At 51.0% G+C, this 9,670-nt stretch carries 8 protein-coding genes; 1 reads left to right on the plus strand and 7 read right to left on the minus strand.

What is annotated here, in order from left to right; all coding sequences use genetic code 11:
• Window positions 1-193: 193 nt before the first annotated feature.
• The 6 genes from GXX34_07075 to GXX34_07100 all read right to left on the minus strand — a co-directional run bounded on the left by GXX34_07075 (window position 194) and on the right by GXX34_07100 (window position 6,884).
• Complete coding sequence (locus GXX34_07075) at window positions 194-745, minus strand: hypothetical protein (protein ID HHW07277.1); 552 nt, start codon at window positions 743-745, stop codon at window positions 194-196.
• A gap of 14 nt (window positions 746-759) precedes the next feature.
• Complete coding sequence (locus tag GXX34_07080; protein ID HHW07278.1) at window positions 760-2,376, minus strand: HD domain-containing protein; 1,617 nt, start codon at window positions 2,374-2,376, stop codon at window positions 760-762.
• Between the two features lie 173 nt (window positions 2,377-2,549).
• Window positions 2,550-3,416: an efflux RND transporter periplasmic adaptor subunit gene (locus GXX34_07085; protein ID HHW07279.1), complete on the minus strand. Its 867-nt coding sequence runs from the start codon at window positions 3,414-3,416 to the stop codon at window positions 2,550-2,552.
• Between the two features lie 30 nt (window positions 3,417-3,446).
• On the minus strand, window positions 3,447-3,800 hold the full coding sequence (locus tag GXX34_07090) for a biotin/lipoyl-binding protein (GenBank protein HHW07280.1): 354 nt from the start codon (window positions 3,798-3,800) through the stop codon (window positions 3,447-3,449).
• A gap of 16 nt (window positions 3,801-3,816) precedes the next feature.
• Window positions 3,817-6,180, minus strand: a complete 2,364-nt coding sequence (locus GXX34_07095; GenBank protein ID HHW07281.1) for an ABC transporter permease — start codon at window positions 6,178-6,180, stop codon at window positions 3,817-3,819.
• Window positions 6,180-6,884, minus strand: a complete 705-nt coding sequence (locus GXX34_07100; GenBank protein HHW07282.1) for an ABC transporter ATP-binding protein — start codon at window positions 6,882-6,884, stop codon at window positions 6,180-6,182. The genes GXX34_07095 and GXX34_07100 overlap by 1 nt, the downstream gene beginning before the upstream one ends.
• Window positions 6,885-7,214: 330 nt before the next feature.
• On the opposite strand from GXX34_07100, the gene GXX34_07105 reads away from it, so the two are divergent.
• Window positions 7,215-8,234, plus strand: a complete 1,020-nt coding sequence (locus tag GXX34_07105) for an HD-GYP domain-containing protein (GenBank protein ID HHW07283.1) — start codon at window positions 7,215-7,217, stop codon at window positions 8,232-8,234.
• A gap of 165 nt (window positions 8,235-8,399) precedes the next feature.
• Here the strand turns inward: GXX34_07105 and GXX34_07110 are convergent.
• A partial coding sequence (locus GXX34_07110; protein HHW07284.1) for an IS66 family transposase occupies window positions 8,400-9,670 on the minus strand: 1,271 nt, incomplete at its 5' end.

Genomic DNA, 9,670 nt, shown 5'->3' on the forward strand with positions numbered 1-9,670 from the left:
AGGAGTTCCGGCCCCTTGTGCAGTCTTTAAACAGACCTTGTCCCTCTTACAGTCGACAATTGTGCAGAGCTGTTTTCCAATCCGAACCGGCAAGACCTCCTTTATGAAGTAGGTGAACATTGGCTTACCTGGTGGCTGTATCGCCATGCATGACTACCGGTGACTCTTAATTGGCCCATCCCGTTGGATACGGTCAATGTCCGGACGATCTATGAGGTAATTGGTAAAGTAAACCCAGTCTCTCCAGTTCATCATATGCCTTTTTAATCTCTGCCATGCGATACTTGGGTTTAACATTATGGGTTTTTTCCAAGACTGTGCGGGACAGATCTTCTTCCGCACTATTGCCCAAAACATATTTTTCATGGTGGTCAATAAAATAAATGGTAGCATATAGTTCTAATTCATGCGGGGTCTTGTTGCCAAAGGTTTCAATCAATTTATTAATTTTTCCTTGCTCCTCGGTTGTTAACGACCCCTGAAGGCTTGCCTTCCAAGTAAAGGTATCAGATAAGCCGTATTTGTATTTGGTATTATCTAAGAGTTTTACTTGATTGGTTTCCAAAAGATACTCAAAATCAGAGGCCAGGGCATCCGAATAAGGTCCATAATAATGAAAGCGAAACGAATACCCTGTTTCAAGGCCAAAGGCTCGGGCGAGATAAACCAGTTTGTGCAGGGATTTTTTCCCGTTTACCTCCCCCAGTTGAGTTAGTAGAGCCGTCAAAAAGGCCTTTTTGTTCATAATGGTCCCTCCATCTATTGAAATCGCTTACTTAACGCTTCTTTCTCTGACTGCATCTCTTTATACCGTTTTTCTAGGTCTTTCATTTCCTCCACGTGTTTTTGCCATTCCCCGTCAACTGTTTCCATGTATTGCTTTACTTTTTCATAGGCGGTTACGTTGTCTTCTTGGACATGGTGCTCTTTATTCGCATATACCCGGATAATGTTAATTTTTAGGTCAGACAAGTTTTTAATGGGCAAAGAATAGTCCTGCACAGGCTTTATAGTACCAGTATGTTTATCTTTAACAGGAATCGCGTAAAGCTTCTTACTTTCCTCTTCCGTCTCGCCCGAGAGAAAGGTACTAGGACTAATCTGGTACTTGGCAGCCAGGGTTTTCGCTTGATCCACATAATAGTTTTCCGGTTCGCTGTTTATAGGAAACTTTTCTCTCAGTACTTTGTCTATCCATCCAAGCTTATGGTAATCGCTAAAACCATCTTCCTCATGCATCAATTGATGAGGATTGGAGACAAACACCTCGCTCAAACATTCTCTTCTCAATAAACGCTTCGCCCAAAGATTTCTAGGCGCTTTTGCTCCCATCAACTCTAAAATATGGTTGTCAGTATATTCCAGGTATTCCCGAACGTCAGTAGGATAATGCCCTTTCGGCAGACATTCCTTGAGGAAATTTACCAGATAGTAGTCCAAAATTCGGCGCGTCTTATGAAAATATACCTGAATAAACATCCAATACCGGGCGAAAACAAACCCTTCTACAGCTTGTACCCCATCTGATTCGATCCCCAGCTGCCAGATCCCTTCCGGCGAAGGACAAATCGTTAACGTATCCAATAAACGGTGCAAATCGTACTCACCGTATTTTACACCGCAATAATAAGAATCCCTCAGAAGATAGTCCATCCTATCCATATCGATCTGACCGCTGATAAGTTCCTTGGCAAAAAACCATTTTGGCTCTAACACATTTCCTTTCATAAAGGAAAGTACAGTGGCGATATCAATGTCCAGCTCTCTTAAATACTTGTTTTGTTCGACTACATCTTTAAAACAATTCTGGACTATAAGACGTGAATAGACTTCATGTCCATAATCTAATTCCCCGTCATAGTCCTGCAATTGTGGAAATAATCCGTCCTCTTCTTCCCCCACATGGGAAAACGGTGCATGTCCAATATCATGCAACAGAGCAGCAATTTTAACGATTTGCTTAAGGCGTTCATATTCCCAGTCATCAATTTGTTCCGGTAATTTTTCTTTCAAGACATCCATGGCTCGTCCAACTAAGAACATCACCCCGATACTGTGTCCAAATCGGGTATGCTCAGCTCCATGGTAAACCAAATAGGATGTGCCTAGCTGGCGAATATATCGCAATCGTTGAAAAGGTTCGGAATCTACAATGGCCAATTCTCCTGCGTTTAGAGGGATCATACCATGAATCGGATCGCGAAACTGGCAGGCTACCTCCACCACAGCCTTTACTCCCTTCACCGGCATCATGACATAAGGCATTAACAATGGGCAAACATACGTTTGTTTTATGTTTCGCTTTAATTGACCAAATTCCTTCTTTATTCTGTTACTAATGCTAAAATTTCTCACTTTAGAAACGTTACCCTTCAATCATGGACTCAGGCGCGAACCATCAAGCTTTTGGTTACCTCTTTCCCGCTCGGAAATAAATTGCACAAATTGCCTTACTCCACAATTGAACCAGCCCCATGTGTACTTACAACCCCTTTTCTCACTCCCGCAGGAAAACAGCAGGCTTCTGTACCAGGTGCTGTGCCGGAACCTTACTGCAGGACTTTGATTTTCTTGCCACTGCGCAAGCCTTCCAGCTGCGGATTCAGGATGACCAGGTCTCCCGCTGTTAATCCTTCCGTAATCACCACATCCCGGCTGTTGTGGAATCCGGTCTGCACCGGCCGGATTTCCGCCCGGCCCTGAACCACCACCCACAGGGCATCGCCTCCCTCGTAGGGGAAGAGAGCCGTTCTGGGAACCACCAGAACATCTTTTCTCTCGTCCACGGTAAAGGCCACGTCTACCGTGTACCCCGGAAAGAGTCCGGCCGCGGCGGCGTCTTTGAGTTCGACAGTGACCTTCACCCGCTGTTCTTCCAGTCCCAGGGCCGAAATCATGGAGACGGCGGAAGGGGCGATACTCTTGACTAGACCCCGATAAGCAACATCTTCTCCTCTCCCGTCCAGGATCACGTCTACTTCCATACCTTCCTTAATGCCCCGGATGTCGCCGGTTAACACATAAGTCTCTACGGCATAACGGCTGGGGTCAAAGATCTTCATGAGGGGCACGGCCGGATTGGCCGGCTCACCCTCTTTAATTCCCAGGTCGCTCACGATGCCGCTTAGCGGCGCGGTAATCCGGCTCCGGCTCTTCTGGTACTCCAGGTAACTGATCTGGGCCTGCAGCGCTTCCATTTTCCCCTCATAAAACTGCTGGGTGCCGCTGCCGGGGCCGGCGGATTCCCTCAGCAACGCCAGGGCCTGTCTTTCCAGTTCCAGCCGGGTTTGGGCCTGGGCCAGCATGTTCCTGGCTTCTTCATAGTCAGCCTCCGTGATGGCACCTGCTTCGTACAGCTGCTCTAGCCTGGCAAAATTCACTTGCCGGACGGCCAACTCCCTTTCCGCTTGCTCCACCAGGAGTTCCTGACTGCGCAGCTGGATCTCTTAAGACTCCCGCAGCTTGCCTGCTCTTTCCCCCAGCAGGCTCTTTAACTGGGCTGATAATTCCTGCAGCTGGTAATCTATTTCTTTGACATCAATTACCGCCAGCAAATCCCCTTCCCGGACCGCCTGTCCTTCCTCCACCAGCACCTGTTCAATGCGCCCGCCGTGGATGGCATAAACGGGTTGCTGTTTTGCGGGCACGACCTTTCCTTCTTCCTTGAAAATGATGCTGATGGTACCCGGCTGCACCGCCAGAACCTCCGCCGGCAAAGGCTTCAAGATTTCCCATACCATATAGCCTGCCACCGCTGCCGCCGCTAAGATGCCCAGAATGATTTTCCATTTTCTTTTCACATGGGTCACCCACTTTCTATTCCACCGACTTCAAGACTTCCACCAGGCTTAAACCTTCTATTTTCTTGGCCGCCCCTCGCTGGGCCAGCCAGATGGAGAGGCAGGTCACAATACACCCAAGGAGATAGGAAGAAAAGGTCAGCACCACCGGGATGGTAAACACGTCGGAGCTGACGGCCTGGGACATGCCCGATAACATCCCTTTGGCCAGCGGGATGCCCGCCACCATAGCCGGTATCCCCACAAACCATTGTTCAAAGGTGATGACCGAGAGCACTTCCTTGGGAGTCATGCCCAGCACCATCATGGACGCCAATTCCCGGCTTCGTTCCGCCACGGTAATGACGGAACTGCTGTAGATAATGGCAAACCCGATGATCACCCCAATCACCATATAGATATAAATCATGCTGCCGTAGCTGTCCATCATATCCTTCAGTTTACCCAGCCTTTGCTCCTTGTGATCCAGCCCGGCCACCACATGGCTTTGCATGTATTTTTCTTGGAAGGCAGGAACACTGGCTTCTTCAATGCTGACCATCATCGCCGTCGCCACCGGTCCCTGCCCGAGGAAATCCTGGACCGCCCCCAGTTCCATATAACCGTTCATGCCCACATACTGGGGTATGATACCCACCACTTCCAACTCCTTGGCCTCCCCTGATTTCAGCAAAGGGCTTTCCACGGTTAGCATCGTGCCGGTGCCGGCCTCAAGCTGTTTCGCCAGCCGTTCCGACAGCAGGATGCCTGTTTTAGGAGGGGAGACCTTGTTACTATTTTTGTCGACAATATTATAAAGCCGGCTGCCCGCAGGCAGGCCGAGCAATACCGTATCCAGCTTGTGCCACTGGTTTTGCAGGGTCACCGGCACTTCCGCCAGGGCTTCCACCAGGGACACCCCAGGAAAGGATTCCAGTTCCCGGGCCGCTCCCTTGGCGTCCACCGGCCGGGCGAAGGTTACCTTGACATCATAGACTTCCACGATTTCATACTGGTCAAACAACATCTTTTGAAACAGGTCGTTCATGGACCAGGTGAAGGAAGAAATAGCAAAGCACAGCATGATGCCGGCAAAAACGAAGGCGCTGCGCCCCTTGTTCCGGAAAACGTTTCTCACCGCCATCATGCCCTGCACGGTAAACATCTCCCAAACCGGCTTGATCTTTTCCAGCAACACTTTTCTCCCGGCGGGCGGCGCCGGGGGACGCATGGCTTTCGCCGGAGCCAGGGCCAGCACTTTCTTGCAGCCCTGGTAACCCCCGGCCAAAGACAAAACCAGGGTGAGGATGAGACCGAAGATCAAGTAGTGCACGGTGAAGCTCCCCGGCTCGATGGGCATATTGAAAAACTGCCGGTAGAGGGCCACCATGGGGTAATAAAGGAGCCCTCCCAAGATGGCACCGGCGATGCCGCCGCTTACTCCCACCACCAGGGCATAGGACAAGTAGTGATAAAGGATTTCCCGCCGGGTATAGCCCAGGGCCATCAGGGTCCCGATTTGACCCCGCTGCTGCTCGGTGAGCCTGGTCAACACAATATACAGGATCACGGCGGCGATCAGCAAGATCATGACGGGCAGGGCGGTGGCCATGGCTTCCAACCCGTCCAGCTCGCCCTGCAGTAACAAGTGGCTCACCTGATCCTGGCGCGGGTACAAGGCCGTAAGCCCATAGGGCTTCAAGTGATATTCCAGGGAATCTTTGACATCATCAAATTCCACCCCCGGCTCCAGGGTAAAGACCAGGTCATTAAAAGCCTTTTCCCCGGGAAAGAGTGCTTTCATCACTTCCAGGGGCACAAAGGCAATACCGAATTCTTCCGGCCGGGGAAACATATCCGCCGCGGTTCGCAAGGCATAGATGAACTCGGGGCTCTGGGCCACCCCCACCACCTGCAGCACCTTTTTGCTCCCGCCGGCCACCACTTCGATTTCGTCGTTCAGCGCCAGCCCGTGGGCAGCGAAAAACATATTGTCAAGCCAAACATTGGGCTGTTGGCCGTTCAGCGGCGCCCCTTGGAGGAGGGAGGCGCCGTTAATGAGCCTCTCCTGTTCCAAGTCCAGGGATACCAAGCGGAGATAAACGTTATCTCCCCTGGCCGGAGCTAAAACCCTGACATCCTTGACGATCCTCCCTTGTATGTCCCCAATACCCTCAATTTGCCGCAAAGCCTCAATTTCAGCAAAGGGAAGAGCCTGCACTTGAATGAAACCGGCGGCAAAGTTTTGGGCGGCATAGAAACGGTCCCGGGAACTTTTTAAGGTATCCGACACCAGGGACATGGAAGTAAACAGCATCAAAGCCAGGATGATGATCACGATACAAGCCCCAGAGGTGCCCTTGTTTTGGCTTAAATCCCGCCACATCTTTTTCCACAGCATTACCAGTTCACCTGCTCCGGCGAGAGGGGACTAGAATTCTTTTCTACCCGCTCGATCACCCCGTCTTTTAGGTAAAAAATACGGTCCGCCACGGCGGCAATGGCTGTATTATGGGTAATCACCACCACCGTTTTACCGTATTCTTCGCAAAACTCCTTCAGCAGCTTCAATACGGTGATGCTGGTCTGGAAATCCAGGGCACCGGTGGGTTCGTCGCACAAAAGGAGGGTAGGGTTTTTGGCCACCGCCCGGGCGATGGCGATGCGCTGCTGCTCACCGCCGGACAACTGGGCCGGGAAATGATCCGCCCGGTCCGCCAGGCCCACCTTTTCCAGCAATAGTTCCGGCGAAAGAGGGTGCCTGGCAATCTGCACGGACAGGCTCACATTCTCGTAGGCCGTCAGGTTGGGCATGAGATTGTAGAACTGGAAAACAAAGCCAACTTCGTGCCGGCGATAATAGGTTAGCTGCTTGGCGTCGGCTTGATGGAGGGGTGTGTCCTTGAAGTAAAGCTCCCCACCGGTGGGTGTGTCCATACCTCCGACGATGTTTAGCAGGGTACTCTTACCCGACCCGCTGGGGCCGAGAACCACCACAAACTCCCCCTGGTAAAGCTCAAAGGTAGCGGTTTTTAAAGCCTCTACCGTCACCTCTCCCATTTGATAGGTTTTGTATATCTCCTTGGCTCTGATGATGGGTAGCACGGCATTTCCTCCCTTACCCGGCCCTGGGCCGCCGGGTCATTGTCCTGGCCGGCATGTACCACGAAGAACTATTCTACCACTATGATACTTTAACCGCTCCGGCGAAACAACATAAGCAGGCATGGTACATCCTCCCTGCCGCCCGCGCCCCGGAGACCCGGCCCTAATTTCCTGGCAGGAACGACAAATAACGACAGGAGGATAGTCACCTTTTGTAGAATGGAACCTGTAACAAAAAAAAAAGAGCCATCACCCTCTGGAGGTGATGGCTTCCTTCCCGGGCTTGCCTGGGATGAGAAACCAAATCTGTTACCTGGAGGATATAAGGTAATGGAGAAAGTAGTGCGTACCCTGGAGGATTGTGGGCCGGGCCTCATCCTGGCCGAGGATGTTTTCAAGAACTCCGTTCTCATTATGCCGAAGAATTCCCATGTCGATGAGGAAATCATTGCCAAGCTGAGAGCCTTCGGCGTGGAACGCATCGCGGTCTACGTGCCTACCGGCCACGAGCCGGAAAAGGAAGCACCGCCGCCTGCTTCCGATCCCCACCGGGAGTTTAAAAAGCAGTACCGGGAGAACGTGGACAGGATTAAAACGGTGCTCCATGACCTGGCGGCAGGTAGGAAACTGAAACTTGAGCAAATGGAAGTCGTCTTTAATTCGGCCTTTACCCAGGTGATGGACAACTACAGCCTCATTGAAAGCATCAATGAAATGAGAAAAACAGACGCATACACCTTTACCCACGGGTTAAACGTATCCCTCTACGGCGGCCTCATTGCACGCTGGATGGGGCTTCCGGATCATGAGATCAGGAAAGTCATCCAAGCGGGCGTGCTCCACGATATCGGCAAAGCTAAAATCCCGCCGCAAATTTTAAACAAAAAGGGCCCTCTGTCGCCGGAGGAAAGGGAGCAGGTCAAGAAACATGCTGCCTTCGGCTACGGACTGATACAAGCCCATCAGGAAGTCAGTCAAGACGTGAAGGAAGCCGTGCTCATGCACCACGAACGGGTCAACGGCACCGGCTATCCCTTGGGGATTACGGGAGAATTCCTGAGTATTTATACTAAGATCATCATGCTGGCGGACGTTTATGATGCTTTAACCTCGGAGAGGGTATACAAGAAAAGGATCACTCCCTTTGATACCTTCGCAGAGCTGGAAAAAATGGGCTATGAGAACTTCGATCCCCAAGTACTGCTGGTGTTTCTGAGCAACATCGCCAGCTACTACACCGGGGCCAAAGTAAAGCTGAACACCGGGGAAATCGGGGAAATAGCCTGCATCCTGCCCCAGAATATCACCAAACCCTTGCTCGTAGTGGATGGCAAGTGCGTTGATTTGTAAGCGCTCAATAATTAGATGCCTTGACAACATCAGGGCGGTCTATCTTTACGTGTTGCGCCGGGGATTCGTCACATCGATGTTTTTCAAGTGACCACAAGAAAGTTTCCGCCCATTGACAAGAAAAAACCGGAACGGCCTTTAGGCTTTCTCCGGTTTTGTCCAGCACTATTGACTTTTGTTGTTCCGGCAATCCTCCGGCAGCTTGGAGGACCAAGGCAGCAAATCCTGCAGCAAAGATGGATTGCTCCTGAAATCCATGGCCGGCATGGTGCGGAAAATGTGGGTCAGGTAATGGTACACGTTCAGGTTATTGGCTTTAGCCGTTTCCACAATACTGTAAACAATGGCACTGGCCATAGCTCCCTTTTTGGTATCGGCAAAAAGCCACGCTTTCCTGCCCATCACAAAGGGTCTAATGGCATTCTCAGCCCGGTTGTTGGAGATCTCAATTCTCCCGTCTTTAAGAAAAGTATGCAAGGCATCCCTTTGATGGAAGGAATATTCCACTGCCTCGCCAAGTTTGGACCCTTGGAGAGGATTAATGGTTTTAATCCACGACCAGTAAGCCTCAAGAACAGGTTTAGACAGTTCCTGACGCTTCTTTTTCCTTTCTTCCGGTGGCAGGTCCTTTAGTTGTTCTTCAATGGCAAATAGCTGGTTGCAATAATCAAATCCTATCGCTGCCGAAGAGCCTGACTTGTCACCGGTTCTTGGCATGGCTTCTTCAAATTTTCGTCGCACATGGGCCCAGCAGCCGCACCGGGTGACATCAGGCACTTTGTTGTAACCGTTGTAACCGTCGGTTTGCAGGTAACCTTTAAAGCCAGCTAGAAACCGCCTAGCGTGTTCCCCGGAACGGGTGGGCTGGTATTCGTAGAGTATCACCGGAGACGATCCGGTATTGCCCGAACAATAAACCCACATGCGGGATTCAGAAGAAGGCTTTTTCCCCTCTTCTTTCAGCACTTGGATCACCGTTTCATCGGCATGGATGACCGGCTGTTTAAGAAGATAGGATTTCATTTCTTCCCACAAGGGTAACAGCCAGTCCTGGGCCGAACGGATAATCCAGTTGGCCAAGGTGGCCCGGGAAAGAGTTACTCCCTGGTTGGCCCAGTCTTTTTCCTGCCGGTACAAGGGCATCCCGTTGACATATTTTTGATACATCACATGGGCGACACTGGAAGGAGAAGCCAAGCTCTTTTTGATAACAGGTGCTGGAGTGGGGGCTTTAACAATAGTGGCTTCGCCGGTTTCCTTTTCACAGTTTTCGCAGACATAACTAAAACGGACATACCGGAGGAGCCTCACTTGGGCAGGGATAAACTCTATCTCTTCCCTCACCGTCTCTTTGCCGAGGGGACGCAGGGAACTGCCGCAGGTCTTACACTCTAGTTCTTCTTCCTCCAATTCGCACAGGATTTCTTCCACGGGCA

The sequence above is a fragment of the Clostridia bacterium genome (genome assembly GCA_012840125.1).
Classification (GTDB): Bacteria; Bacillota; DULZ01; order DULZ01; family DULZ01; genus DULZ01.